The 26807-nt window shown below is 60.2% G+C and carries 15 protein-coding genes and 2 pseudogenes; 7 read left to right on the top strand and 10 right to left on the bottom strand.

Annotated features, from left to right (window positions below; genetic code table 11):
• A pseudogene (locus tag U1A53_RS25220) lies at nt 1-415 on the top strand (sulfite reductase subunit alpha); the annotation flags it as partial.
• Between the two features lie 18 nt (nt 416-433).
• Nucleotides 434-838 carry a hypothetical protein gene (locus U1A53_RS25215; RefSeq protein WP_322284658.1) on the top strand — a complete coding sequence of 135 codons (405 nt, stop codon included), beginning with the start codon at nt 434-436 and terminating at the stop codon, nt 836-838.
• A gap of 14 nt (nt 839-852) precedes the next feature.
• Here the strand turns inward: U1A53_RS25215 and U1A53_RS25210 are convergent, their stop codons facing one another.
• Entirely contained in the window at nt 853-3255 is a 2403-nt protein-coding gene (locus U1A53_RS25210) for a DUF87 domain-containing protein (protein WP_322284657.1), read from the bottom strand.
• A 120-nt stretch (nt 3256-3375) separates the two neighbouring features.
• Between U1A53_RS25210 and U1A53_RS25205 the strand changes: the two genes are divergently transcribed.
• Together U1A53_RS25205 and U1A53_RS25200 are read left to right on the top strand one after the other, a co-directional pair.
• A complete protein-coding gene (locus U1A53_RS25205) occupies nt 3376-5463 on the top strand; it encodes a prolyl oligopeptidase family serine peptidase (RefSeq protein WP_322284656.1) in 2088 nt (695 codons plus the stop codon).
• 95 nt (nt 5464-5558) lie between these two features.
• Nucleotides 5559-7982 carry a TIR domain-containing protein gene (locus tag U1A53_RS25200; RefSeq protein ID WP_322284655.1) on the top strand — a complete coding sequence of 808 codons (2424 nt, stop codon included), beginning with the start codon at nt 5559-5561 and terminating at the stop codon, nt 7980-7982.
• 113 nt (nt 7983-8095) lie between these two features.
• On the opposite strand, the gene U1A53_RS25195 is transcribed toward U1A53_RS25200, so the two are convergent.
• A complete protein-coding gene (locus U1A53_RS25195) occupies nt 8096-9295 on the bottom strand; it encodes a DUF1080 domain-containing protein (protein WP_322284654.1) in 1200 nt (399 codons plus the stop codon).
• A gap of 113 nt (nt 9296-9408) precedes the next feature.
• Nucleotides 9409-10674: a DUF1501 domain-containing protein gene (locus U1A53_RS25190; protein ID WP_322284653.1), complete on the bottom strand. Its 1266-nt coding sequence runs from the start codon at nt 10672-10674 to the stop codon at nt 9409-9411.
• 279 nt (nt 10675-10953) lie between these two features.
• On the opposite strand from U1A53_RS25190, the gene U1A53_RS25185 reads away from it, so the two are divergent.
• Nucleotides 10954-12096 carry a hypothetical protein gene (locus tag U1A53_RS25185; RefSeq protein ID WP_322284652.1) on the top strand — a complete coding sequence of 381 codons (1143 nt, stop codon included), beginning with the start codon at nt 10954-10956 and terminating at the stop codon, nt 12094-12096.
• A gap of 73 nt (nt 12097-12169) precedes the next feature.
• On the opposite strand, the gene U1A53_RS25180 is transcribed toward U1A53_RS25185, so the two are convergent.
• Nucleotides 12170-15814 carry a DUF1553 domain-containing protein gene (locus U1A53_RS25180; RefSeq protein ID WP_322284651.1) on the bottom strand — a complete coding sequence of 1215 codons (3645 nt, stop codon included), beginning with the start codon at nt 15812-15814 and terminating at the stop codon, nt 12170-12172.
• Nucleotides 15815-16141: 327 nt separating this feature from the next.
• On the opposite strand from U1A53_RS25180, the gene U1A53_RS25175 reads away from it, so the two are divergent.
• Nucleotides 16142-17218: a L,D-transpeptidase family protein gene (locus tag U1A53_RS25175; RefSeq protein WP_322284650.1), complete on the top strand. Its 1077-nt coding sequence runs from the start codon at nt 16142-16144 to the stop codon at nt 17216-17218.
• Nucleotides 17219-17275: 57 nt separating this feature from the next.
• Here U1A53_RS25175 and U1A53_RS25170 read toward each other — a convergent pair whose 3' ends face one another.
• From U1A53_RS25170 to U1A53_RS25150, 5 genes and pseudogenes are all read right to left on the bottom strand, one after another.
• The gene (locus tag U1A53_RS25170) at nt 17276-18136 is read right to left on the bottom strand and encodes an alpha/beta hydrolase-fold protein (protein WP_322284649.1); all 861 of its coding nucleotides are present in this window, start codon (nt 18134-18136) and stop codon (nt 17276-17278) included.
• Nucleotides 18137-18193: 57 nt separating this feature from the next.
• The gene (locus U1A53_RS25165) at nt 18194-18613 is read right to left on the bottom strand and encodes a type II toxin-antitoxin system VapC family toxin (RefSeq protein ID WP_322284648.1); all 420 of its coding nucleotides are present in this window, start codon (nt 18611-18613) and stop codon (nt 18194-18196) included.
• A gap of 5 nt (nt 18614-18618) precedes the next feature.
• A complete protein-coding gene (locus tag U1A53_RS25160; protein WP_322284646.1) occupies nt 18619-18828 on the bottom strand; it encodes a hypothetical protein in 210 nt (69 codons plus the stop codon).
• A 144-nt stretch (nt 18829-18972) separates the two neighbouring features.
• Nucleotides 18973-21267 carry a DNA methyltransferase gene (locus tag U1A53_RS25155; RefSeq protein WP_322284645.1) on the bottom strand — a complete coding sequence of 765 codons (2295 nt, stop codon included), beginning with the start codon at nt 21265-21267 and terminating at the stop codon, nt 18973-18975.
• Nucleotides 21268-21652: 385 nt separating this feature from the next.
• Nucleotides 21653-22516, bottom strand: a pseudogene (locus tag U1A53_RS25150) (type IIL restriction-modification enzyme MmeI); the annotation flags it as partial.
• Between the two features lie 268 nt (nt 22517-22784).
• On the opposite strand from U1A53_RS25150, the gene U1A53_RS25145 reads away from it, so the two are divergent.
• Nucleotides 22785-23294 carry a hypothetical protein gene (locus U1A53_RS25145; RefSeq protein WP_322284644.1) on the top strand — a complete coding sequence of 170 codons (510 nt, stop codon included), beginning with the start codon at nt 22785-22787 and terminating at the stop codon, nt 23292-23294.
• A gap of 273 nt (nt 23295-23567) precedes the next feature.
• Here U1A53_RS25145 and secA read toward each other — a convergent pair whose 3' ends face one another.
• The gene (secA, locus tag U1A53_RS25140; RefSeq protein ID WP_322284643.1) at nt 23568-26792 is read right to left on the bottom strand and encodes a preprotein translocase subunit SecA; all 3225 of its coding nucleotides are present in this window, start codon (nt 26790-26792) and stop codon (nt 23568-23570) included.
• Nucleotides 26793-26807 lie beyond the last annotated feature (15 nt).

Raw genomic sequence — 26807 nt, 5'->3', positions numbered from 1 at the left:
CGGCATCGCGCCGTTCCGTGCGTTCCTCGAAGAACGCAAAGCCACGAACGCCAAGGGCAAGGCGTGGCTCTTCTTCGGCGAGGTCAGCTCCAAGTCCTGCTACTTCTACAAAGACGAGTTCGACGCCTATCTCGCCGACGGCACGCTGACGAAGCTCAGCACCGCTTGGAGTCGTGATCAGGCCGAAAAAATCTACGTGCAGCACAAGATGCTCGAAGCCAGCGCCGAGTTCTGGGCCTGGCTCGAACAGGGTGCGATCATGTACGTCTGCGGCGATGCCGCCCGCATGGCCGGCGACGTGGACAAAGCGATGCACACGATCATCGAGAAGGAGGGCGGTAAAACGCCTGAAGAAGCCATTGCTTATGTGCAAGCGATGAAGGATGCGAAGCGGTATCGCAGGGATGTGTATTGAACCCTGGCAACGCCTCACATGACAACGGTGCCCCTAACTCGTCGAAGACAAGGCAGGGAGTCGTTGATTGTGATGGGCCTTTTCATGGCTGTTGGAGGGGCATGGCAACTTAGCGTGGTTGTCTCATCCGGCGGAATCGATGTTTGGTTTGCGTTTGGGCTTTTGGCAGTTGGCTTGTGGACGTTCGTGGACTGCTGGAAAGGAGCTCGTGGTGTTCATGCGCTTGAATGGGAAGCGGATCACGTCACGATCTCCAGCGACGGGAAGACCGTGTTTGATGGTGCTTTTCACGAGATCAAGACCGTCGTGGGAGATCAACTTGGCTACGACCTTCACCTTGGGACGTTTTTTGTTTATCGAGTGAAGTCCGCGAATGTCAGTGACGAACTCCGTGCGCTGCTGGATGCAGCATGCGCAAGCTGACGCTTGGATTACACTTACTTCACTAACCACAAAATCCCCGTCGCCGTCACCTGGATGTTCTTCTTCACGGGCGTGAGCTTGAAGGCTTCCAACGTGAGCGCGGCGGGATCGTACTGATCGCGGATCTTCTGCGTCTCATCGGCGACCTGCTTCTCGAGTTCTGCCATGTCGGCTTTGACGGACTCAAGCTCGTTTTCTGCGGCTTTGACGTCCTGGCCTTCCTTCCAGACGCGTGAGGCGCTGCTGATGGTGCTGGTTTTCACGAGGCTGGTTTTGCGGCCGAAGATTGCGCCGAGGATGCTGCCGCCGATGTGCATGGCGGTGCTCAGCTTGGCGCTGCTGGACTGTGTTTTTTGGGCATCCACCTTTGCCGCGGTCTTCTCGGCCCGGGTTTCGAGCGTTTTCATGGTTTTCGCCGTTTTCACGCGGAGGTCCTCGATGGCGGCGTCGCGTTGTTCGCGGGCGGTTTGGGTGACGCGGGCTTTGAACTCGTCCTGTTTCTCGCCGGGGTTGGAATAGGCCTCCAGCAGCGGGCTGAAGAAGACTTCGAGGCTGTGATTGGCATAGACCCAGTCGGTGAAGTCTTTCTTGATGCTGGTGTAGGTGCTGGATTTCAGCGCGGGGCCGGGGAGATCGGAAAAGGCGGCGCTTCCCTTCGGTTCGGAATCGTACTGCGAGAGATCGTCGTTCTTCGGGATGTCGATGAACTTGTCCCACAAGACCTTCTGCTTCTCGATGTCGATGGCGTTGACGAGCGTGACGATGCTCTTGCCGCTGATTTTGCGTTTCGCGTCGTCGAACACAACGGTGGCGCTGCGCACGATGGCGGGCGTGTAGGTGAGGCGTTCGCCGTCTTCGTCGCTGGGCTGGAACAGCTCGGTGGTGTCTTCCGGCAGCTTCGGACGCGTGGTGTTGCGGTCGGCGTTGGAAGTGCTGGCTCCGGGAGGCGCAAAGCCGTCGTCTTCGGCGGCAGCGGCTTCTTTTTTCGCGGGGCGGATCGGGTCCATCAGCGCCTTGATCTGCGGGCGTGAGAGCGGGCCGCTGAGGTAGCAGAGGATCCAGCGCACGTTGAAGACCACGGGATGATCTTCGTGGACGTTGTTCATGAGGAAGACGCGATTGCCGAGGCTGGCGAGCGTCTGCTCCATGAGCTGACGATCAAACTTGCCACCAGCGGTGTTCGCCGCGCCTTCGAGGCCGTCGAGAACGCGCATCTTGTCGCGCTCCGTCTGCAAACGACCGAGCCACCAGGTGCCGATATTGGCGAGCGCCTTGTAGTCGAGGTCGGCGGGGTTTTGCGTGGCGAGAAGGATGCCGAGGCCAAAGGCGCGCGCTTGTTTGAGCAGGAACATCATCGGCTTCTTCGACGGCGGCATGGCCGTGGGCGGCAGGTAGCCGAAGATTTCATCCATGTAGAACAGGGCACGCAGAGAGGTGGTGCCCTGCTGCGTGCGCATCCAGCCGAGGAGCTGATTGAGCAGCAGCGAGACGAAGAACATGCGCTCGGTGTCGCTCAGATGTGCGATGCAGAAGATGGTGACGCGTGGCTTGCCCTCCTTTGTGTAATACATGCGCTGGATGTCGAGCGGCTCGCCCTCCAGCCAGGTGCTGAAGCCGGGGGAGGCGAGCAGGTTGTTCAGTTTCATCGCCAGCGGCGTGCGCTTGGACTCCGGCATGAAGCTGTCGAGATCGACGACACCGATCTTCCGAATGGGCGGCTGCTGGATGTGGCGCACAAGGTTTTCGAGTGAGATGTTTTGCCCTTTCTTCCAGCAATGCGCGACGATGTTGCTGAGCAGGATGTGCTCCGGCGACTGGATGGGATCGGCTTCGATGTCCATGAGGCCGAGCATGGAGGAAACGGTGCTCTCGATGCGGTCCGCGAGCGCCTCCGCGTCTTCCATGACCTCAGCGGGCGGGCAGTTCAGTGAGCTGAGAATCGACACGGGCAGGCCGGCATTGCTTCCGGGTGTGTAGATCGCCATATCGACGGTCTCGCGCAGCTTTTTGATGCGGTCGGCGCTCTGACCCCAATCGCCGAGGCCCTTTTGCCACATGGCCGATTGGGCGGCGGCGTAGTCGTCGGGAGACTGGTTTTTGCGACGTGCCTCGTCCTCATTGATCCAAGGGCGGAACTCCTGCGGCGTGAGATTCGGGAACGTGAGCAGCGCATTGCCGAGATCGCCCTTGGGGTCGATGGCGATGACGGGAACGCCGTCGATGGCCGCTTCTTCGAGCAGCGCGAGGCAGAGACCGGTCTTGCCGCTGCCAGTCATGCCGAGCACGACACCGTGGGTCACGAGATCCTTCGAATCGTAGAGCACGAGATCGTCTTTGACCTGTTTGGCGGCGAGATCGTATTCGCGGCCGAGGTAGAAGGCACCGAGCTTTTCGTATTGGTCTGGGGAGATGGGCATGGTGGAAGAAGGTGTGCCGGAGCGTGGCGGGGGCGGGTGTAATTGCAAAATGAGAAATGGGAAATGCAAAATAGGAAATGGCAGGCAGGGTGCGCGTCTATGCGTGCCGCATCTTTAATCATGATGACTGTTTCCACTTTTGCTGCCGAAGGCTTGAACTACCCCACGACACGGAAAGAGAGCGTGGTGGATGTGCATCACGGAGTGAAGATCGCTGATCCGTATCGCTGGCTGGAGGATGACAATTCGGAGGAGACGAAGGCGTGGGTGAAGGCGCAGAACGAGGTGACGTTTGGGTATCTGGAAAAGCTGCCACGCAGGGGCGAGATCGAGAAGCGGTTGCGGGAGCTGTGGAATTACGAGCGTATCGGCATGCCGTTTGAGCGTGGTGGGCGGTGGTTTTATTCGCACAACTCAGGATTGCAGAATCAGGCGGTGCTGAAGACAGCAGAGTCACTGGAAGGTGAGGCGAAGGTGCTGCTCGATCCGAATGCGATGTCGAAGGAAGGGACGACCTCGCTGTCGGATTATGAGGCGAGTGAGGATGGCAAACTCATCGCGTATGGTGTTTCAGAGGCTGGGAGCGACTGGACGACGATTCGCGTGCGTGACATCGCCTCGGGGCGCGATTCAGACGATCTCGTGAAGTGGGTGAAGTTCAGCGGCGTGTCGTGGAAGAAAGACGGCAGCGGCTTTTTCTACTCCCGCTATGATGAGCCGAAGCCCGGTGCGGCTTTGACGGCGAAGAACGAATTTCACAAACTTTACTTCCACAAGCTGGGCACAGCGCAGAGTGACGACACGCTGATCTACGAGCGCAAAGACGAGCCGAAGTGGGGCTTTGGCGGCAGCGTGACGGAAGATGGGGAGTATCTCATCATCCAGGTGTGGCTGGGCACGGAGCCGAAGAACCGGGTGTTTTACAAGAAGATCGCCGGTGATGCTCCAGTGGTGGAGCTGCTGCACGAAAACGACGCGCGCTACGAATTCATCGACAACTACGGACCGGTGTTCTACTTCCGCACGGATTTGAATGCGTCTTGTTTTCAGGTCATCGCCATAGACACGCGCAAACCGCAGCGCGGCAACTGGCGCATCGTGGTGCCGGAAGTGCCGAGGGTGCTGCTGGAAGACGTCAGCACCGTGGGCGGACAGATGTTCTGCCAGTATCTGCGTGATGCTAAGACGGAGGTGAAGTGCTTCGATTATACTGGGAAGCTGATTCGTGACGTGAAACTGCCCGGCATCGGCTCCGCAGGCGGTTTTTGGGGCCATCGCAAGGACACGGAGACGTTCTTCACCTTCATGGGCTTCACAGAGCCGGGCGCGATCTACCGCATGGATTTGAAAACCGGCGAAAGCAAGCTGTGGCGGAAGCCGGACGTGAAATTCGACGGCTCTGCCTTTGAGACGAAGCAGGTCTTCTTCAAGAGCAAGGACGGCACGCAGGTGCCGATGTTCATCGTCCACAAGAAGGGCCTCCAGCTCGACGGATCGAATCCGACGCTTCTGTATGGCTACGGCGGTTTCAATATCAACATGGTGCCCGGATTCTCCGTCTCGCGTGCCGTATGGCTGGAAATGGGCGGCGTCTTCGCGATGCCGAACCTGCGCGGCGGTGGCGAGTATGGCCGCGAGTGGCATCTGGCGGGCATCAAGCTCGGCAAACAGAACGTGTTCGACGATTTCATCGCAGCGGCGGAGTGGTTGATCGCAAACAAGTACACGACGAGCGCCAAACTCGCGATTCAAGGCGGCAGCAACGGCGGCTTGCTCGTCGGTGCGTGTATGACGCAGCGCCCCGAACTCTACGCCGCAGCCTTGCCCGCTGTGGGCGTGCTGGACATGCTGCGCTTCGAGAAATTCACCATCGGCTGGGGCTGGAAGAGCGATTACGGCACCGTGGAGAACGGCGCGGAGTTCAAGGCTCTGCTCAAGTACTCGCCGTATCACAATCTGAAGCCCGGCACCCGCTATCCGGCCACGCTCGTGCTCACCAGCGACCACGATGACCGTGTCGTGCCTGCACACAGCTTCAAATTTGGTTCCAGATTGCAGGAATATCAGGCTAAAGACGGCCCGCCGACTTTGATCCGCATCGAAACCAGCGCGGGGCACGGTGCAGGCACGGCGCTGAACAAGACCATCGAGAAGACGGCGGACGAGTGGGCGTTTTTGGTGAGAGTGTTGGAGATGAAGGCTGAGTGATGAGGCGAAAGCCTTTAGATTTCCTAATTGCTCTTTAAATTTTCCACTGGTCAAACCGACAAGGCTCCGGCTTATGTGCCAGCTTACATTCTGCCATGGCATCCGATTCGTCATCTCCTGCCTCATACGACTTCTTCATCAGCTACACGGGGGTTGATCAAGCATGGGCTGAGTGGATCGCATGGCATTTAGAGGCTGTAGGTTACACGACCATCATCCAGGCATGGGATTTTAAGGCGGGAGGCGTTTTTCCCGCTGATATGCACCACGCGCTCCAGCAGAGCGCTCGCGTCCTGTGTGTGTTATCACCGGAATACATGCTTTCGGACTACTGCGAAGCCGAATGGCTCTCCGCATTCAAAAGTGATCCTGTTGGCAAGTTGGGTCGTCTTGTCTTGGTGCGTGTCGTGGATTGCAAGCCTTCCGGGCTTCTCGACGGGCGCACCTATATTGATCTTGTGGGCAAGCAGGCAGATGCTGCAATTTCAATTCTTCTCGAACGGCTCAAGGCGGCGCGCGCTAAGCCAGCATCTCCTCCTCATCCGCCCAGCATCAGCAAGCCCATTGCAACACCTCCGATCTTCCCCGGCACTCCAACGAATAACCTCCCTTCTTTGCAGCCCTTCTTCGGGCGTGAAAAGGAGATCGCTGACATTCGTGCGGCTATTGCCCCTGACTCGCATACCTGGGGAACCCTGATTGACGGTGAAGGTGGAATGGGTAAGACCTCGCTGGCAGTCAGTGTGGCCTACAACTTCCCGGCTACGCAATTCAAGAAGATCATCTTTGTCTCCGTGAAGCAGAGGGAGATGGATGATCATAAGGAACGGAAGCTGGATGGCTTCGCGCTCTCGACATGGCTGGAAATGCTCAATATCATCGCTCATGAACTCGGACAGAACGACATCACAAAGTCCCCTGAGAATGAACGCGCGAAGCTGGTTAAGGAAGCACTCCGTGGACAACAGGTGTTTCTGGTGTTGGACAATCTCGAAACTCTGTCTGAAGCCGAACAGGATCAGCTTTTCACCTTCTTGGAGTATCTGCCTAGTGGCTGCAAAGCCATTCTCACGAGTCGCATATTTTTCGGGAACAAACTGCAGGCCATCAAACTGCATGAACTGGATCAAGTCTCTGCGCTAAAGCTCTTCGACGAGATCGCTAAACACAACAAATCGTTCGCACAATCCACCAAGGAAGAGCGCATTAATCTTTATGAGAAGACCGGCGGAAGACCGCTTCTGATGCGTTGGGTGGCTGGTCAGGTCGGTAGCGGCCACTGCACCTGCCTTGCTGATGCACTTGCCCACCTTCGTAGTTGTCCAGATGGAAATGACGCCTTGAGTTTTGTTTTCGGCGATCTGCTATCTAGCCTCACTGGTGCAGACGTTAAGATTCTAGCCTCCCTCACGTTTCCCAGCCAATCCATTCCTGTAAAGGTGGTTGCGGAGATCAGCGGCGTAGTTTTGGAGCACGCACATCGACGCCTCAAACTCCTTACCAACCGCTCCCTTGTCGTTTCCGACCCGGAGGGGAAAGAATATACTCTTGTGCCGATGGTTGCTGACTTCTTACGCAAGTCCCGACCCGAAGTTGTGAATGAAATCGGCAGCCGTTTGGAGCAGCATTCCTATGCGCTCATTGTCAAGAATGGCGGTCGCGATAACGGTCACTTTGAGGCACTCGATGCGACTTGGTCAATCATTGCACCCGCCTTGCGGCTATTTCTCGCCGGGCCGAATGATCGACTTCAGATCGTTTGTGATGCGCTCCATGGCTTTTTCAATTTTAAGGGCCATTGGGATGACTGGTTCTCTCTTACACATGACGCCGAAGTCAGAGCTGTAGCGGCGGCGGATTTTTTGAAGGCCGGTTGGAGGGCTTATGATACCGGCTCTATCCATCACTTGCGCGGCGAGCCCGCAGAAGTGCTCATCTGCGCCGACCGCGCTGCGGCCTACTGGCTTAAAGCTCCCGCCGGTGTCTATGAGCAGGCCGCTGCCATTCAATTGCGCGGCTGTGGACACTGTTTGGCGAAGAATTACTCAGCGGCCATCGTGGCTCATCGTGAATCCGTAGAGCTTCGTAAAGCCTCGGGCGGTGAGTTTATCGATATCGCTGCCGAACTGAACTGGCTCGCTGGGGCCGAGCAACATTCCGGTGATTTCTCCTCTGCAGAGCGCGACTACAGTGAAGCTTTGAGCATCGCCCGAGCCATCAAACATCCTGAAGGCATCGTTACTTACACCGGCAATCTGGCCGAATTGGCACTAGTTCGCGAGGATTGGATTGGCGCAGAAACCTTGGCTCGTGAGGCCCTGACCTTGGCAGAAAAAGTTGGTCGCTTGGAACTGATCGCCACAGATAGCGCCCGCCTCGCCCTAGCCCTTGCTCGTCAAGGCCGCAAGTCTGAGGCTCTCACGTATGCCCAATGTGCGGTGAATATTTTTACAAAGCTTGGCCATTCCGCCTTCGTCGCTGCCCAGGAAGTGTTGCGGGAGTGTGAAGCGGCGGTTTGATTACTCAAGGATCACGGGCAGCCAGTCCGAAGCAGGTCATCGAAGAATGTGTGATTGAATCCTCGTGAAGCCGCGCTGCTTCTGCGGCTTCGGAGAGCCGCGCTCCCAGGCTGCTATTCGCGAATGAAGAAATTCGCGAAGGTCACGGGCGTGCCGAAGTCGGCGATGCCGATGGGGCCTTTGGCTTGGCCTTCGAGCGTGGCTTCGAGCACTTGAGGGCTGGCGTCTTGGGTCTCGGTGAGGGTGGCGGTGGCCTGTTTGCCGTCGAGTTTGAGGCGGAGGCGGTACCATTTGCCGAGTTTCACTTTGTCGGGGCCGAAGACGATGGGGGCTTTGCCGGTGCCGATGAGGACGGCGGGATTCTTTTCGCCTCGGACGCAGAAGCCGGTGTAAGGCGTGTTCAAATTGGCGGATTTGAGAATCTGGAAGTCGGCGATGAATTCGCCGTTGGCGATTTCGGCTTCACTCCAGAGCGGAGTGCCTTCCTGGCCGTCGGTGGTGACGAGTTGGAGATTCCAGTTGGAGGTTTTCCATCGCGATTCGGCATCGGCGGGCATTTTCCAGCCGCGGAAATCGAGACCGTTGTAGAGATGCTTCCAGCCTTGATCGAGCGGTGCGGAATCGGCGGCGGTGGCGCCAGTGCTGGGCAGTTCTTTGATGCGGACGTTGCGGAACTCGACGGGTGCGCCTTCGGATTCGAGGGCGAGGTAGCCTTTGCGCCAAAAGCATTTGTCGCCGCCGGAGACGACCTTGCCATTCACGGCGAGTGTGAGCGTGCCGTTGTTGCCGGTGATGCGGTAGTGGTTCCATTCGGGCGAGGGTTTGCTGCGTTCCTCGCTGGGGAAGCTGCGCTGGCCGTTGTGGTCGCCATGCGGCTCCATGGTGGCACCGTGGATGGGAAAGACATCGCCATGCGTGGTGAACCAGCGTGGCTTGGTGGGATCGGCCTTCTTCATGTAGCCGTTCTCGAGCACCTGAACCTCAATGCCGCGCAGGAAGGGTACGCCGGGAGCGGAGATGGGGCTGCCCCAGATGAAGACGCCGGAATTCCCGCCGCTGGTGAGGTGCCGCCACTCGCACTCCATGATGAAGTTCTCATACTGCTTCTCGGTGCGCATGGCTCCGGTGGGGATGCCGGTGCAGCGCACAACGCCGTCCTTGATGCTCCAGGTTTCGGGAGCGCAGTTCGCATTCACCCAGCCGCTGAGATCCTTGCCGTTGAACATCGGAACGAAGCCCTCGTCATCGGCGGCGTGGGTGAAGGTGAGCGCGGTGGAAAGTGCGAAGGCGCAGAGGAGCGAGGTTGGTTTCATGCGGCAAGAGTACGCTGCCGAAGGTCAAGGCTTCGCAGTCAAAGTGTCAAGGTGGTCAAGTGTCGCTGTCCTGACCTCCTTGACGAATCTTGACTGCTTGACTCTCTGCTTGATCACCCAAACAGCGCTGTCACCGCCTTGCCACCGTCCGTCAGCGGCACAGGGCGTGAGCCGTCCATGAGTTCCTTGTTCGGATCGATGCCCATTGCGGCGTGAACCGTCGCGTGGAAATCAACAAGCGGCACGGGGTTCACGACAGGTTTCTTCGCCAGTTCGTCGGAGACGCCATACGCGCCGCAATGCTTCAGACCACCACCGGCGAGCACCATCGAGAACGTGGTGCCCTGATGACCGCGTCCGCCGCGTCCGTCGAATTCTGGTGGGCGGCCGAATTCGGTGCCGACAACGATGAGGGTCTTGTCGAGGAGCTTCTGGGTCTTCAAATCGCGAATCAACGCGGCGAGCGCGGTGTCGAGTTCCTGGATGAGCAGATGCTGATTGGCGCTGCCTTCATTGTGAATGTCCCAGCCCGTGCCGTTCATGAAGTTGAGGTTGTGCGAGACTTCGATGAAACGTACACCGGCTTGGACCAGACGACGCGCGAGCAAGCAACGCTGGCCGAACTCGCCGCCGTAGTCGTTGCGCAGGTCTGCGGACTCCTGCTTGAGATTGAAATGCTTCATGAACTGCGGCCCGGAGAGCTTCAAGGCCTGCGCTTGCGCGGTCTGGTAGTCGGCAATGGCCGAATCCTTCGGCGAGCGCTCCATCAGCGGCTGTAGCAGTTTCGCGCGAGTACTAGCGCGACTTTCATCGACAAAGTCGGGGCGGGTGAAGCCGGAGGGGCCGGTGTTGGTGTCGGTGAGATAGACATAGCCCGACTTCGCCCCGAGAAAACCCGGCCCACGGCTCACATTCGGATAGCCGATCAAAATATACGGCGGCACCTCAGGATTGGCCGCGCCCCGCTCATGCGCGATGATCGAGCCGATGCTCGGATAGACCACATTGCCGGAGATCATGCGTCCGGTATGCACGATGTTCGTCGCGAAGGCATGCTCGTCGATGACCGCATGGTTCACCGTGCGCATCACCGTCACATGCTCCATCACCTTCGCCGTGCGGCTCAGATGCTCCGTCACCTGCACGCCCGGCACAGTGGTGTCGATGGCTTTGTACATGGAACCGGCGACTTTCGTCTTGCTCTTGTTATCCCCGAGCTTCTTCGGATCAAAGGTGTCGATCTGCGCCATGCCACCGCCGAGCCAGATGAAGATGCAATGCTCCGCCTTGCCCTTCGGCGTGTGGACGGGCGTGTTGTTCGCGAAAAGAGGCGCGGCACCGAAAGCGGCGGCTTGGGTGAGGAAGGAGCGGCGGTTCATGAGATTCATCACTCTATCAAACGCCGATCCGAGCCGTTTTTCACGCCGCATGGCACCTCACTTTCGTGGGGGATCAGTACAGCCAGTTTTCCACCTTGAGGCCGGGCACCAGCTCTGGACTTTCTATCTGAACAGCAGCGTGGACGCTCGATAGGTGCAACTTTGGGCGGGCCCCTACTGCCGCCCCGGCTTTGTTTGCTTTTTCAAAGGCCTTCCGAACCTGGGAGCAGAAACGGGGATTCTCTGAAACCGCTCCGCCAAATCCACAGTTCAACCCGTATGCGAAACGCATTTGTCGTCTTCATTTTTACCAGTCTGGTCCACGCCATCGTCGTCTCGGCACAGTCTCCTTTGACCATGGACTCGCCTGCTCCTGGGCAGTTCGGCCTGAACTACGCCAGCAGCCTGAATCATCCCTGGCGGCTCATGGCGAGTGATGATCTGACCCTCTGGCGCTACGATCCTGCGGTCACCGTGGGAAATGGCGGCGTGCAGTCGGTGATCAAGTCAGCAGCCGGGGTGGAGCGCCGATTCTGGCGTGTCACAGATTTCCCACCAGATGCGGGCTACAAGATGACTGCTGGCCCCTACACGGTGGCACCGTTTGCGGATGAGTCCTGGGTGGACACGGCTCGCGGCTACACCATGCCGGTGCGGATTTACGCACCCGCCATCGGCCAAGGGGGCGCTCCCTTCCCCATCGTCGTGCTCTCGCATGGTCTCAGTGGGTCGATCGGTGCGTTTGACACGCTTTCTGCCTATCTGGCCAGTCACGGTTATATTTGCCTCATGATCGAGCACGACGACACCCGCACTCTGAGCCGTGTCGCGCGGCCGCTGGATGTGACGTTTGCCATCGACGTGTTGCTCGCCAGTCCGACCCATCCGCTGCTCGCCGGGCGTGTGGACGGGGCTCGCATCGCCCATAGCGGGCATTCCTTTGGTGCTTTCACCACGCTGGCGGTGCTGGGGGCGCAGTATCACATCACGGATAACGAGGCCTCTGCCATCGTGAGTTATCCCGATGCTCGGGTGAAGTGCGGTGTGCCGCTATCACCGCAGGGTGCCACCACGCTGGGGTTGTTCAGCGGGTCGTGGGATCTGATCACACGGCCATCACTCACCATGCACGGCACGCTCGACACCGCACCCGGCACTCCGGTGGCGATCACGCGCCGCCAGCCGTATGATGAGATGCCCGCTGGCAACAAAGCTCACCTCACCCTGGATGAAGGCATTCATTCCGACTTCAGCGACACCGGCATCGCCGATCACGGGAACTACTATTCGCGATGGTATTTCCCCGCCATGCTCGCCTTCCTCGACACCCATCTCAGCGGCAATGCCACTGCTGCAGCGTGGCTCGATGCGCTCACTCTGACACGTCTGAGCAGCGGTGTGGTGCTGCTGGAAACGAAGTGATTTTTCTCACGAAAAATCATGGAGCCGCACGGCCATGCACCATTAGCAGCATCCGTTTCTCACATTGGCAAAACTACGGGCTGAAGGCCCACTCGGGAGCATTCAGCATGGCCCAGAGGACGTCTTCCATGCGGGTGCGCCATTGAGCGTCGAGTTTTTCGGTGGGAGGATCGCCTTGGCGGGCGGCGGTTTCCTGGGCCATGCGGACGGTGGTGGCTTCGCCGTCGAGGTGGTTGGACCAACTGACGTACTTCTCACGCGAGCGTGTTGGCTTGGAGCTTGGGGCCTGGGGCTTGGAATGACGGGTGTCGAAGTCGGTGCTGAGGTGCTGGATGTAGAGTTCGCGTTCCTGGGCGGTGGGCTTGCGGGTGAGGAGCTTCAAGAACAGGGTGTCGATGAGTTCATCCACTGACCGTGCTTTCACTGCGATGTCGGTGACACCGTGGTCGTCGCTCAAGCGCGTGAGCCAGACTCCGAGGGTGCCGTTGCTGAGGATTGCGGGCTGGAGGACGTTCGGGTCGGCATCGCGTTTGCTGATGGGGTCTTGGCGGCTGCCGCGCCAGCCGAAGGCTCCGAGCACGTCGGTGACGGCCTGGATTCTTGGCAGGGCGAGGCTGGGGCGGTCGCGCTCGTTGCTGGTGCTGGTGAGCATCCATGAGCGATGCGGTTTGCCCATGTGGATGGCGTTTTTGAGATCGCGAGTGTTGTCGATGTCGAGGCAGACTTCCTCGGTGTGGAAAGGCTTGCCGGTGGCGGCGAACAATGAGTCCACGATCTGCTCGGCCTGGAGACGACGCGGGGCAGGGGAAGTGTAGAGCGGGCTGGTTTGTTTTAACTCGGGATCGGTGGCGCGTTGGTAGGCGTGGCTGTTCAAGATGAGACGGGCGAGGTTTTTCACATCGTAACCGCCGCGCACGAATTCGCGACCGAGCCACTGGATGAGTTCTGGATGCGTGGGTTTGCCTTTCTCCCAATCTTCTACGGGCTCGACGATGCCACGGCCCATGAAGCGGGACCAGATGCGATTGGCGGTGACTTGCGCGAAGCGCTCGTTCTGCGGCGCGGTGATCATGGCGGCGAGTACGTCGCGTGTGTCCTTCGGATCTTCGGCGAGTTTGCCAGCGGACTCGTCGCAGAACTCGGCAAAGGGCCACTTCGGCTGCACTTTGGTGCCAGGCATGAGTGTGACCTGAATGAGCGGTTTGCGGCCACCGGCGTGGATCTTGTCCATCGGCACGCTACTGGTCTTCGGCACTTCGATTTCTTTCGTGCCGAGCATGGCGGCGAGTTCGAAGAGGTCTTGCTGCAAGGATTTACCGGTGGGCGAGTCGTGGCAGCGTGCGCATTTCATTTCTACACCGAGGAAGGCGGTGCTGACGATGGTTCCTTTCGCGGCCATCGGCACATCGTTCTGCGATGCAGTGCCAAAGCCGGCTGGTCCGCCGAGACGCTCGCTGCCCTTCATGCGCAGGAGTTCGGTGACGAAGAAATCCATCGGCTTGTTGTCCTTCAGCGACTCGTAAAGCCACCAGCGGAAGGGGCCAGTGTTGTTGAGTGTGGGATTGAGGATGTTCGGGTTTTCGGCGAGCACGTCTTGCCAGTAGCCCATCCAATTGTCAGCCCAGCGCGGGTCATTCAACAGGCGGTCGATGGCAGCTTTGCGGTCGGGATTCTTTTGGAATGCCTCGATCTCTGCCAGCGTCGGCACGACGCCGATGGTGTCGATGGTGACACGGCGTAGGAAGTTCAGATCATCGGTCAAAGGCGTGAGTGTGAGGTGATCAGCGCGGATGTCAGGCCAGTGAGCGCCTTCCTTGATCCAGGTGGTGAGCAAAGCGATCTCGTCCTTGGTTAGCGGCTTGCCTTTCGGCGGCATGACTTCGTCTTCATCGTCGGAGGTGATGCGGGCGATGATGGCGCTGTGATCCGGTTTGCCAGGCTCGACGGCGGCACCGTCGGATTTGCCGCCTTTGAGCGCGTCGGTCAGTGAATCGAGATGCAGGCCGCCCTTGGCCTTCGCGCCGCGATGGCATTCGTTGCATTTGGCCTCAAGAATGGGCATCACATCTTTGAAATAGTCGATGCTGCCTTTGTGCGAGTCCTGTTCCTTCACGCCGTCGATGCGCGCGGCGATGAAATGATCGATCTCGTTGCTGGCGGGGAAGTTCTTCGGCAGTTCGGGCACCTTCACAGGCTCCGCTTTCGCGAACCATGCCTTCGTGGCCTCGCGGCGCTTTGCCCAATATGGATCCGACTTCGCACGCAGTTCGGCACGCTTCTTCGCATTCACGACATCGTAGTGCGCGGTGCGTTCCTTCTCGTATTCGGCCCAGCCAGCGTCGTTGTAGGCCACTTCGCGTTTGCCAGCGGTGACGAGCTGCCAGGTTTCAGTGCCCTGTTTCGACCAAGCGACGACGGTTTCGCCGAGTTCGGGACGACGCATGCTTTTACCGGCGAAACTGCCGACCACCGTCTCCAGCACGATGAACTGCGGCTTGCCGGTGCCTTCAAACTCACACCACGATTCGCGATTGCCCGGCGGGGCGAAGCGGAAGTCAGTACCGAGGTCGAGATAGTCTTTCTGATCTGCCACGAGGTGATGGCCGTCGCTGTCGCTCGGCGGGAAAGGCGTGGTGAGGATGGTTTTGCCGTCGATGTAGAGATTTGTGGCACCACGAGCACGCAGCAGGAGGCGATGCTTGCCTTTCGGGAAGGTCACGCTGGCAGCGGCACGCAGCAGGAAGGGCACGTGACGTTCGCCGCGCACACCGGTATCGACATATTTCTGCGGCACGTCGAGGAAGCCAAGCACGTCCTCCGTGTAGGTCTCGGCGACCTTGGGCGGCTCGCTGGGCCACGCATTCGAGTCGGGCATGCCTTCTTCGGCCAATTGCACGAGCACGCGGCCTGCGGGCACCTGTTTTTTCGCGATGGGAGGCGGTGGTGGAACGAATTGATACTTCGCTTTGAGCGCATCGGTGTCGATGGCACCGCGATAGATCGCCACTTCATCAAGCCAGCCATTGAGCGAATGCGAGGAGGCCAGGGTGGAACCGCTGCCGATCATGAGCGCGTCGCCATCGGTCACTGGAGCACGATCTGTCTCGCCGCCCATGTCCCAGACGCCGTCGGTGGGCTGGCCGTCGATGAAGCCCTTGATGCTTTTGAGTTTTCCGAACGTGTAGGTCACCGCGATGTGGTGCCAGCCTTGCAGCGGCATGGTGTCCTTTGACCACCAGCGATGCCAGTCGCCCTTTTTGCCAGGAACATCGGCGCTGTGGAACAGGAAGCCGATCTGTGCTCCGCCCTTCGCTGTTTGCAGACGCAGCGCGTAGTTTTGGTTTTCTGCGCCGAACTCCTTCGTGCCGAGGCGTCCTTTGCCGATGATGTAAGGCGTGCCGCTGGCTCCAGGAGCCTTCACCCAGGCTTCGAGCGTGATCGTTTCGTTCAGGCCGAAGCGCAGTTCCTCGCTGTCCGCGACCTTCAGCGCCTTTTTGCCATCGCCGATGAAACGAATGGCCGTGTTGTCCTTGGCGAAGCCGGGATACGTCGGCGCGCGCGGGCCGGGTTCCGTGGCGTCAGCGAAGCTCCACTGCATGACCGGCTTGGCGACGACCTTGTCGGAAATGTCATTGCCCGCGTTGCTGTCGTTTTGGGTGAAAGCGGAAGGGGCGAATGCGAGGGATAGGAGGAAGAGGGTGAAGGACTGGCGCGTCATGCTGCTATCAACGACTATTTGGGACTGGTTTCAGCATTTTGGCACCCCACTTTAGTGAGGGGATCAATCGAGCGGATGCTACTCCAGGAGTGTCTGCTTATGGAGTCCTTACCAACCTCCAGAATCTTGGCCCAAGGCATCCAAAGAAAAAGAGTTCATCGATGGCACGAGTCATGAGGAAGGGGGGAATCTAGGAAGCCGCTCTCTGCCTTCCGTTTTACACTTTTCCCATTTGTCATCCCCACCTCTTGCGTCACCGCGCTCTTGCGCTATGGAAACCGACGAAGGCCGTTTGATCTCCACCTGGTTGTCGTTCCCCCCGTCCCCATGAAACATCCGTTCGCCTCCGCTCTACTCCTGCTGGTGCTCGCCGGCGCCTCCGCGTCGGCCATCGTCATCCCCGATCCGTTGCCCCCGGCACCGGAACCCATCGAGGACATCCTGCGTCTCCAGATCTTCCTCGACACGCAGCTCTTCGGTCCCGGCAAGCTCGACGGCCGTCCCGGCGAGTTCACCACCAAGGCCCTCAAGCGTTACCAACGCGCGCAGGGTTTCCCCGAGACCGAGCTTGAAGCGCACACCCTGGACCTCGCCAGCGTGCCGGAGACTTACACCACCTACACCATCCGCCCCGAAGACCTCACCTTCGTCGGCGACCTGCCCCGCCAGCCCTCCGCGCAGAGCCGGAAAAAGTACCTGCCCTACGACTCGCTGCTGGAGTTCCTGACCGAGCGCTTTCACAGCGCGCCCGAACTCCTCGAGTTCATCAACCGCCCGCTCAAGCTCAGCGCCCTCAAGCCTGGCGACGTCGTCAAAGTCCCCACCGTGCAGCCTTTCCTCATCGAGCAGCTCACCGAGGTGCCCAAACTGCCCGAAGTTCCCGAGTATCAGACCCGCATCATCAAGATCGACACGCGCGAGAAGCTGCTCGGCCTGTGGGAAGGCGAGAAGCTGCTCGCCAGTCTGCCCATCACCCCCGGCAGCGGCCACCTCGCCACGCCCCCCGGCACTTGGCGCATCGTCGGCATCACGCAGTTGCCTACCTTCCGCTGGGACAAAAGCGTGCTCGAGTACGGTGTGCGCAGCGGGAACTTCTACGAGCTGCCCATTGGCCCGAACAATCCTGTTGGCGTCATGTGGATCGGCCTCAACCGCGCCGGCATCGGCATCCATGGCACCAACCAACCGCAGACCATCGGCCGCAGCGCCAGCCACGGCTGCATGCGCACCGCCAACTGGGATGTCGTGCGGCTCGTCAAGCTGATCAGCCAGGGCATGACCGTCACCATCGAAGGCCCGCCGCCTGATCCCCGGCCCGTGATCGCCAAAAAAGCCATTCCGCTGCCGCCGCCTCCCGAGCCGCCCAAGCGTGGCTTCTTCAAGTGGCTCTTTGGGAAGAAGTAGGCGGAATCGTGCTCGATTCAGAGCTGCCGCACGCGGCCTCGGCGGATCATGCCGAAGCTACTTCCGCCACAGCCATTTCATCGCCTCCGGGAAGAGGCTCGCGCCATGCTTGCTGTTATGCGCGCCATCGCCAAAGGCGAAGGTGAAATCATACTGTTGGTAGGCCAGCGCCTTGGCCATCTGCTGGTTCGCCAGCGGCCAGTTGCCAAAGGGATTGTCCAGATCGCTGCTGCCATCTTGCAGGTAGATGCGCAGCGGTTTGCGCTCCGTCAGGCGGATGATCGAGGGATACACATGCCCGCCCGCCAGATCGACGTAGCTGCCGATGGTGGAGAACACTTTGCGGAACTTGTCCGGCCGCTCCCAGGCCACGGTGAAGGCGCAGATCGCCCCGCTGCTCGCTCCCGCGATGGCCCAGCCTTCCGGGTTGTCCGTCAGCTTGTAGTCCTTCTGCACCTGCGGGATGATTTCTTCGAGCAGGAAGCGCGCATACGTGTCGCCCAGCGTGTTGTACTCCTTGCCACGGTTGTTGTTCTTCCACGCGCTCGGCGGCTTCGTGTCGCCAAGGTGGCCCGGATTGATGAAGATCGCGATGGTGGGCCGCATGTCCCCGCTGGCGATGAGATTGTCGAACACCACCGGCACGCGCCACGCGCCCTTCACACCGACGTAGTCATGCCCGTCCTGAAAGACCATCAGGTTCGCTGGTTGCTCCGGCTTGTACTGCGCTGGCACATAGATCCACCAGTCACGCTTCGTCCCCGCATAGATCTTCGACTCATGCACCGGCATCGGAATCACCTTCCCCTTCGGCACCGCCGGGTTTTCCTGGGAGAGCGGACCGAGTTGGTAGTCATCCACTGCCAGAACAGAGAATGAGAGCGCAAAATGAACGGCAAAGAGTGTGCGTGTCAGCATGGTCGCGCATCATGAGGATTGGCCGCATGAGCGTCAAGCAGGATGGCGGCAGTCGGCCTACTCCAGCCAGTTCTCGAATTTCAGGCCGGGAACTTTGCCAAAGTCCACCACGTTGCGGGTCAGCAGCGTGGCATCATGTGCCAGTGAGATGGCGGCGATTTTGAGGTCGTTCGTGCCGATGCGGACACGCTTTTTCTCCAGGGCCTCGTATTCAGCCACCGACTCCTCATCCAGCAGCAAGATCGGCCAGCGCGCATGGGATTCGACCGTGCGGATCAAGCGCGCATACGCGGTGATCTGGCTGCGGGGCTTGGCGTGACGTTTGATTTCCACCAGCCAGCCGCGCAGTTGCTCCTCACAGGTCACGGCGGTGATGAACGCATCATCGTGGGCTTGTTCCAGCCTGGCCAGCAGTCTCGTCCCGGCGGGTGAGCGCACTTCCAGCTCGCTCAGGTGATCCGTGTCGAGCACCAGCATGGCATTCAGCGGGTTTTCCGTCCTTTGCGCCACTGCGCTCCCGCTTTGAAGGCCCGGCGGGTCATGGCATCATCCGGCAGCACACCCACTGTGCTGCGCCAGTCCTTCGCCACTGGCGCGAGGCCCAGCACTTTGTCACGCAGCACTTCAAATTCAGTTTCGAGCGTGGCGAGGCGTGCGCCGACGGTGGGACGTTTGGTGAGTGTCTTGCTCATGACCGGAGGCTAGCAGCAAGGAGGGAAACGCTCCAGCTTTTTCATGCGGTGGTGCTCGCAGCAGGACGTCGCAGAAAAGACATTGGCATGAACACTCGACGTCTTGGGGGGCGGAGTGCTGCGGGCTCGGAGGCCCGCGCTCCATCACACCGCAAACCTCTCCCCATCCTGCCGCGCTCTGCCCAGCGTCACCCAGCTCTCCAGAATCTCCTGCAAATCCGCCGCCTTGGCGCGGGAGAAGGATTGGGTGAGTTCTTCAGCGGTGACGGCTTGGCCCGCCGCATGCAGCGCCTGTTCCGTCGCGCGGATGCGTTCGGCCAGCGGCTTCGGCCAGGGCTGCCGCACGGGCTTAGAGCTTAGGGCGGAGGGCGTAGAGCCAGATTTGGCCTTCGCCCCCTTCTCCTGCTTGAGCGGCAGCTCATCAGACTCTTCGCCCTTCGCTCTTGGCCCTTGGCTCTGATACTCCGGCCGCAGCCAGTGGATGACGCCGCGTTGCTCATCGGCGGCGCGTTGGGCGTTGAGGGTGACGAGGCGGCTGAGGATTTCGGCGTCGGTCAGCGTCGTGGGCCAGCCGTAGGCGGCGCACACGGCGGCGTCGAGGTCGTCGTGGAGTTGTTTGAGCAGAGAGACGAGGCCACGGTCGTGGATGAGGCGTTCTTTGTCGGTCAGGGCGGCGGGCTTGGGCATTGTAGTCCCGCCTTGAGGCGGTTCTGGGGACTCCAAGGCACCGCCTGAAGGCGGAACTACAATACTCCTGAGCTTCTCCAGCACGTTGTACATCCCGGTCAGCGTCAGGCCGGGATGCTGGGCCTGCACGCGCTTGCGGTGCGCGTCGAGCTCCTCCGCCACGGCCCGGATGCGCTCCTGTTCCGCTTCTCCGCACAACGGAAATGGAAACTTCTCCATGCAATCGGAGTGATTGTAAGTGGAGTCGTTGCCAACACCAAGCCATCCTCCCGCAGCGTTCGCAAACACCACATGGACGTGTGATGAGAGCACGCCAAGAGCGAAACCATCGTCGAACGCCATCACCAACACCTTGCTCTCAGGGAGATACTCCGAGCTCACGAATTGAAACACGCGATGCCTCGCTGTTCGTGACGTGACTATAAAGCGATCAAGTCCTTTGAGTGCTTCACGGAAGCGCCCCCGAGGCTCAGCATGGATCCACCAGTCGGTTCGATACTTCTCGCGAGCATTCGTGAGCCTCTCTGGCCGCACACGATCATAGAGACGTTGAAAAGCATCTGGATACTTTGTGCGGAGCTCTTCGACGGTCAGTCCAATCGTATCAATCACATACAGCTCGCGTGTTTCTTGCATCAGATCGCGACCGGTGATGTAGGGGCGTAATAAAGCAGACCTTGTACTGCCTGCTAAGCCTGTAAGTTCTTCAGGCGTGACCACAAAGCCTTGTCCTGAAAGCTGCACACCAGGATTTGCCAATCCATAGTTTGCCTTGAGCGGAGTGATATTCGAAATGTTAGAACCGACGGTTAGATCGCCAAAGATCTTGCCGTGCTTCGTCGGCGCAAACTTCACGATGGACGAGCCATCGTCGTGCGGTTCCTCTTCCGTGACTTCGAGCAAATCGCCTTCGCTCTCACCCGCGACACCCACGGTCATGGCGATGCGCACGGCGGCACCTTCAGCCGTGTCCACCCACGGGTGATCGGGGATGGCGAAGGCGAGGGAGAGCGGCGGTTTGGCGCTGAGATGAAGCTGCACCACGCGGCGGGCGAAGGTCTGGCGCAGGCTGTTGGTGGTGATGAGACCGAAGCGCTGTGCTTTGCCAGTGCGGACGAGTTCGGCGGCCTTGTGCCACCAGTAGAGCACGAAGTCGGCGGAGTCGGGCACGTCGGGATACGCGGCACGCAAGGTTTCCGCGTAGCCGTCGCCCAAATCCTCACGCACCTTCACTTTGCCGATGAAGGGCGGATTGCCGACGATGTAATCGGCTGCGGGCCAGAGGGCGGGACGTGGTTTGGCATACGCGAGCAGCGGCACGCGTTTGGTTTCATCCGGCAGTTCGCGATTCGTGACGGGATCGATGCGGAGACTGCGGCGATCCCAGACGGTGCGGATGTTGCCGTCGGCATCGCGCAGGGGCTGCGGCTCGCCGTCATAGGCCAGCACGGCGTCGCGGCACTCGATGTTCTTGAAGGCGCGCAGGATCGGCTCCGGCGGGGTGCGCTGGCCGTGGATGCGGAAGTGCCACTGCAAGTAGCCGATCCACAGCACGAGTTCGGCGATGGAGGCGGCACGCGGGTTGAGTTCGATGCCGAGGAACTGGTGGGGATCGATGGTGTGCGTCTCCAGCTCGAGCTTCATGTCCTCGCCGAACTGCGAGCCGACATCGAGCACCTCGCCTTCGAGGATTTTGAGATGCTGCAAGGCGACGTAGAGAAAGTTGCCGCTGCCGCAGGCGGGATCGAGCACGCGCAACCTGGCAGAGCTTGTCGTGAAAGGTGTTGATCTCCTTGCGCGCCTTCTTGAGGTCGTCGGCACGCGCATGGGTGATGGCGGCGGCGCGGACGTTCTCCCATTCCTCGCGCAGCGGCTCGATGACGGTGGGCAGCACGAGGCGCTCGACATACGCACGCGGCGTGAAGTGCGCGCCGAGGGCGTGGCGCTCCTCCGGCACGAGGGCGCGCTCCAGCAGCGTGCCGAAGATGGCGGGCTCGACGTTCTTCCACTGCTTGCTGGCCGCCTGCTTGAGCAGGCCGAGCTGGAGGCCGTTCACGGGCAGCACGATGTCATCGGCAAACAGGCCGCCATTGAACTTGAGCAGCTTTTTGCGCAGCACGACGGAGATGCTCTTGCCGGTGCCGGTGTTCATCTCACGGAACAGCGTGCTGAGCAGCTCGGGGAAGCCGATGCCGTCCTTCGGCACGGAATTCAACAGCTCGGTGAAGGCGTGGTCGGGCAGCAGGCCCACGTCTTCGGCGAACATGCAGAACAGGCAGCGCGTGAGGAACTGGGCGACGACTTCGGGGTCGTGCTTTTCCTGTTCGAGGGACTTCGCCAGCTCGGCGAGATAACCGGCGATCTCGCGTGTGACCTCGGCGCTGACCTTCGCGGGATCGAGCGCGGCGGGGTTCGTCCAGATGAGGCGCAGGCGTTCGCGGATGTCCTCGCGCTCCAGATCCTTGAGCTGGATGCGGAAGGTGCGCGGGTCGGGGAACGGCAGGTAGGCCTTCCCCGCCTGGGTGAAGTCGGCATAGACCTCGAAGCTGTGGCCCACATCGCAGACGAGGATGAAGGGCGGATTCGGCTCCTCGGCCGGCAGGGAGCGCACATAGCGCTCCGCCTGGCCCTTGGCGCGGATCATGGCGTCGTCCCAGGAGCCGGTGCCGCGCACGGGGCCGGACTTTTTCACACCCGCGATGGCCCCGGCCTCGATGGCGGCGGCTTCCAGGGCGGACTGCTCCAGCTTCTGCGCGGTGAACTGCTTCGATTCGAGCACGAAGTGCGCACGGCGGTAGAGATCGAGGAAATTCGTGCTCTGCCCGCCCGGCACCTTCACCGGATACTCAAAGCTGTAGCCGTCCGCGTGATTGTGCGAGGGCGGCGGGACGCCGAGGAGCTGCGTGAGGCCGATGAGGAAGGATTGCGAGTTCGCCCGCTCATTGGACTCCGCCTTGGACCAGTGGTCGATGAAGGCGGTGGGAGTGGTGAGAGCGGTCATCGGAGAGGGTGGCAACAGGAGAGATGGAGTGCTGGAGTGTTGCTGCGCTGATGAAAGCGGAAGTGTGTTGGGATGGCAAGAGGTGGAATGGATTTGCGCGGAATGACGAAGCGAGTGGGAACCGGGATCAGGGATCGGGGATCAGAACATTTAGGCATTAGATCGAGTAATGTTTTGACATCAAAGCCCCTCACTCACTAAAATCATTCATATGTGCTCTGAAAGCTCCTTGTCTGCCTGATCGAGATTGCGCCAACCCTCATACCCTATGAAATACGTCCACGCCTTCCTCGCACTCCTGTTATGCTCATGTGCCGCCACGACGCAGACCAAGAACCCAGCCCAATCGTATGCGAACACCCAGGTGTTTCGTGAAAAGGATGGTGCGCTGCAGGTGGTCGCAGATTGGGATGCCATCGCCCTCTCAACAACGACAGACCCGCCAATGGCGGTCCTTGGGGGTCTTAAAGGGCGCATTGTCGGCGGGAAATGCGCTTATGCATATTACATCATTGATTGCGAGTACCAAGCCAAGGCTGGGTCCATGCAGGTGGCGGAGGAAGATATTAGCACCAAAGTCAGAGAGCTCCCTTATACCAGAGGCATGCTGGAGCAGGCAGCCCAAGGCCAGGGGTTGCATGTGCCCCTGCCCCAATGGCGGACACGCCAGGTTCTCTCCGCCGCCTATGTGCGCGGCTTCCTGCAAAAAATAGATGAGACCCTGGCCCATCCACCCACTGCACTCCGACCATCGGCGGTGCCATGGTATCGCCGTTGACATGCAGACCTCGGAGTGACGACGGCAGTGGTCAGAGGAAAGGGGTCTTCCCCGGACGAAAGGGTATGGCTGCCGCGCCGAATGGTATCGACCCCGCGCCGTCCATGGAATACCCCGCGCGGCGCGGGGTGTCCGCTCCGCCGTCCGGTATCGCCCCCGCGAGAAATGGGAGAGCCGCCCATTCGGCCGGGACCGCTGCTGGCGGATGTGGTTTTCACCCACGCCTGGAGATGACCGCACACGGAGTGTCCGGTCCACTTCATGGCAGACCCATCACGCAATCCGCCCGCAGCACTGCTTGAACTTCTTGCCGCTGCCGCAGGGGCAGGGGTCGTTGCGGCCGACCTTGCTGTGGTCGGGCTTGGGCTTGTTCGAGCCGGCGCTGGGAATGATGAGGCGGGGACCGTCGCGGCCGGGATTGGGCGGAGCTTCTTCCCCTCCCTCCTCGTCTTCCTGGCGGCGCTGCGGCGCTGCGGACTCGCCGCTCTGCTGGGCGGCCATCTGGGCGAGGAACTGCTCAAACGCGGCAAGCTGCTGGGTGCTGCGGAAGAGGTTGCCGAGGACTTCGCCGTTGATGTTGTTCATCAGCTCCGCGAAAATCGTGAAGGCCTCCTGCTTGAACTCGATGAGCGGGTCTTTCTGGCCGTAGGTGCGCAGGCTGACGCCTTCCTTCAAGGCATCGAGCGCATACAGATGCTCCTGCCACAGGCGGTCGATGGCATTGAGGAGGATCATCTTCTCGATCTCCTGCAAGGCCGTCGGGTTGGCGTTGCCGACCTTCACGCCGTAGGCATTGAGGATCTTCTCCTTCAACCACGCGGACTTGGCGTCGAAGTCGAGCGCCTTGAAGGCGTCGTCGAACTCGCGCAGGCCGATCGGGAACGTGGTGTTCACCCACTGGAGCAGGTTGTCGTAATCGGCCTCGCTGTCGTCCTTGGCATCCTTCGGCACGAAGACGCTGAGACGCTCGGTGATGCCCTTCTCCACGGCCTCATTGATGAGGATGCGGGTGTCGTTGCTGTTGAGCACGTCGTTGCGCCATTCATAGACGACCTCGCGCTGCTGGTTCATCACGTCATCGTATTCGAGGACGCGCTTGCGCCAGACGTAGTTGCGCTGCTCGACGCGCTTCTGCGCGGTTTCGACGCTACGATTGAGCCAGGGGTGCTGCAACTCCTCGCCTTCCTTCATGCCGAAGCGCTCCATCATCTTCGTCATGCGCTCAGCGGCGCCGAAGTTGCGCATGAGATCGTCTTCAAAGCTGAGGAAGAATTTGCTCTCGCCTGGATCGCCCTGACGCGCACTACGACCGCGCAACTGGCGGTCCACACGACGTGATTCATGGCGTTCCGTCGCCAGAACGAACAAACCGCCGAGATCAGAGACGCCTTCGCCCAGTTTGATGTCGGTACCACGACCGGCCATGTTGGTGGAGATCGTCACAGCACTGCGATGACCGGCGCGGGCGACGATTTCAGCCTCCTGGCGGTGGTACTTCGCATTGAGCACGTTGTGCGTGATCTTTTGCAGCTTGAGCATGCGGGAGACCATTTCGGAGGCCTCGACACTGGCGGTGCCGACGAGGATCGGCTGGCCCTTGGCGTTCAATTCGCGGATCAGGTCGATCACGGCGGCGAACTTTTCGCGGCGGGTCTTGTAGATGCTGTCGTTGTGATCCTTGCGCTTCACCGGACGATTCGTCGGGATGGTGAGCACGTCGAGATTGTAGATGTCATGGAACTCGGCGGCGTCCGTTTCCGCCGTACCGGTCATGCCACCGAGCTTCATGTAGAGGCGGAAGTAGTTCTGAATCGTGATGGTGGCGAGCGTCTGCGTCTCGGCGTCGATCTGCACGCCTTCCTTGGCTTCCACAGCCTGATGCAAACCATCGCTCCAGCGGCGACCGGCCATCTTGCGGCCAGTCTGCGCATCGACGATGATGACTTTGTTCTCCTCGACGACGTACTCGACATCCTTCTCATACAGGCAGAAGGCGCGCAGAAGCTGGCTGATCTGATGAATGCGCTGACCTTGATGAGAGAGGCGGTCCTGCATCTCGGTCTTCTTGCGCTGACGGGCTTCTTCGGAAAGCGAGGTGTCGCCGTCGATCTCGGAATACACGGTGGCAATGTCCGGCAGCACGAAGGCGTCCGGCTCATCGGGGCTGAGGAAATTGCGCCCCATCTCGGTGAGATCGGCGTCGTGGCTCTTTTCCTCAATGAAGTAGTACAGCTCCTCCTTGAGCTTGAAGAACTCGACCTTCTGCGTGTCGGCGTAGAGCGAGAGCTCGGCCTTCTCCATCGCACGACGGAGTTCCGGCTCTTCCATGCAACGGGCAAGCGCACGGTTCTTCGGCTGGCCCATGTGGACCTGGAAAAGTTTCAAACCAGCCTGCTCCAGCACCCCGGCGGCGGCGGCTTCCTTGGCCTCGGTGATGAGACGATTGCACAGCGTGTTCTGACGGCGCACGAGCTGATCCACGAGCGGCTTGTAGCGCTCGTACTGATGATTGCTCTCCGCCGCCATGACCGGGCCGCTGATGATCAACGGCGTACGCGCCTCGTCGATGAGCACGGAGTCCACTTCATCCACGATGGCAAAGTAATGACCGCGCTGCACCTGCTGCTCCTTGCTGGAGGCCATGCCGTTGTCGCGCAGGTAGTCGAATCCGAACTCGCTGTTCGTTCCATAAGTGATGTCGGCCTGATACTGCTCGCGACGGATGTGGCTGGGCTGGTCGTTCTGAATGCAACCGACCGTGAGGCCGAGGAACTTGTACAAGCTGCCCATCCACTCGCTGTCGCGTCGTGCGAGGTAATCATTCACCGTGATGACATGCACACCGCGGCCGGTGAGCGCGTTCAAGTACACCGGCAGCGTGCCGACGAGCGTCTTCCCTTCCCCAGTCGCCATTTCAGCGATCATGCCGCGATGCAGGGCCACACCGCCGACGAGCTGCACATCGAAGTGAATCATGTTCCAGCCCAGCGGCTGGTCGCAGACGACGATCTCGCTACCACACATGCGGCGGGCGGCGTTTTTCACCACGGCGTAGGCTTCGGGCAGGATGTCATTGAGCATCTTCTGCTCGATGGCGGCGAAGTCCGGCTGGATCGCGTTCCATGCCTCGCGTGCGCGGTCGATGCGCGTCTTCTTTTCATCCAAGGCCGCTGTGCGCCAGCGGCCCTGGGCGATGTAGTCGTCTTCCAGGGCCTGGAAATGCTGCTTCAGCGCGGCGAAGTACTGCTCCACCTGCTCCAGGCAGGCATCCACAGCGGCTTCGTCCGCGATGCGCAGGCTGACGCCGCCGAGGAACGGCGGAGTGTGGAAAGCGCGGAACTGGGCCTGCCACTTCTGTGTGCGCTCGCGCAGCGCGTCCTCAGGCTCCTGTTGCAGTTGCTCCTCGTGCCGGTTGATCTCGGCCACGGCGGGCATGAGCTTGCGCACGGTGCGCTGGTTCTTGGTACCGATGATTTTTTTGATGATCCAGTTGAACATGAGAAAAGAATTACG

This window comes from Prosthecobacter sp. (genome assembly GCF_034366625.1).
Lineage (GTDB): Bacteria > Verrucomicrobiota > Verrucomicrobiia > Verrucomicrobiales > Verrucomicrobiaceae > Prosthecobacter.
Note: the sequence above shows the minus strand (reverse complement) of the source record. Positions and strands in the feature narration are given on the sequence as shown.

What these genes read in the sequence shown, in the direction of transcription:
- U1A53_RS25145 (WP_322284644.1), top strand. Translation starts at nt 22,785, where the DNA reads ATGAAATACGTCCACGCCTTCCTCGCACTCCTGTTATGCTCATGTGCC.
- U1A53_RS25165 (WP_322284648.1), bottom strand. Translation starts at nt 18,613, where the DNA reads ATGCTGGTGCTCGACACGGATCACCTGAGCGAGCTGGAAGTGCGCTCA.
- U1A53_RS25205 (WP_322284656.1), top strand. Translation starts at nt 3,376, where the DNA reads ATGATGACTGTTTCCACTTTTGCTGCCGAAGGCTTGAACTACCCCACG.
- U1A53_RS25195 (WP_322284654.1), bottom strand. Translation starts at nt 9,295, where the DNA reads ATGAAACCAACCTCGCTCCTCTGCGCCTTCGCACTTTCCACCGCGCTC.
- U1A53_RS25215 (WP_322284658.1), top strand. Translation starts at nt 434, where the DNA reads ATGACAACGGTGCCCCTAACTCGTCGAAGACAAGGCAGGGAGTCGTTG.
- U1A53_RS25185 (WP_322284652.1), top strand. Translation starts at nt 10,954, where the DNA reads ATGCGAAACGCATTTGTCGTCTTCATTTTTACCAGTCTGGTCCACGCC.
- U1A53_RS25160 (WP_322284646.1), bottom strand. Translation starts at nt 18,828, where the DNA reads ATGAGCAAGACACTCACCAAACGTCCCACCGTCGGCGCACGCCTCGCC.
- U1A53_RS25175 (WP_322284650.1), top strand. Translation starts at nt 16,142, where the DNA reads ATGAAACATCCGTTCGCCTCCGCTCTACTCCTGCTGGTGCTCGCCGGC.
- secA (WP_322284643.1), bottom strand. Translation starts at nt 26,792, where the DNA reads ATGTTCAACTGGATCATCAAAAAAATCATCGGTACCAAGAACCAGCGC.
- U1A53_RS25200 (WP_322284655.1), top strand. Translation starts at nt 5,559, where the DNA reads ATGGCATCCGATTCGTCATCTCCTGCCTCATACGACTTCTTCATCAGC.
- U1A53_RS25210 (WP_322284657.1), bottom strand. Translation starts at nt 3,255, where the DNA reads ATGCCCATCTCCCCAGACCAATACGAAAAGCTCGGTGCCTTCTACCTC.
- U1A53_RS25180 (WP_322284651.1), bottom strand. Translation starts at nt 15,814, where the DNA reads ATGACGCGCCAGTCCTTCACCCTCTTCCTCCTATCCCTCGCATTCGCC.
- U1A53_RS25170 (WP_322284649.1), bottom strand. Translation starts at nt 18,136, where the DNA reads ATGCTGACACGCACACTCTTTGCCGTTCATTTTGCGCTCTCATTCTCT.
- U1A53_RS25190 (WP_322284653.1), bottom strand. Translation starts at nt 10,674, where the DNA reads ATGAACCGCCGCTCCTTCCTCACCCAAGCCGCCGCTTTCGGTGCCGCG.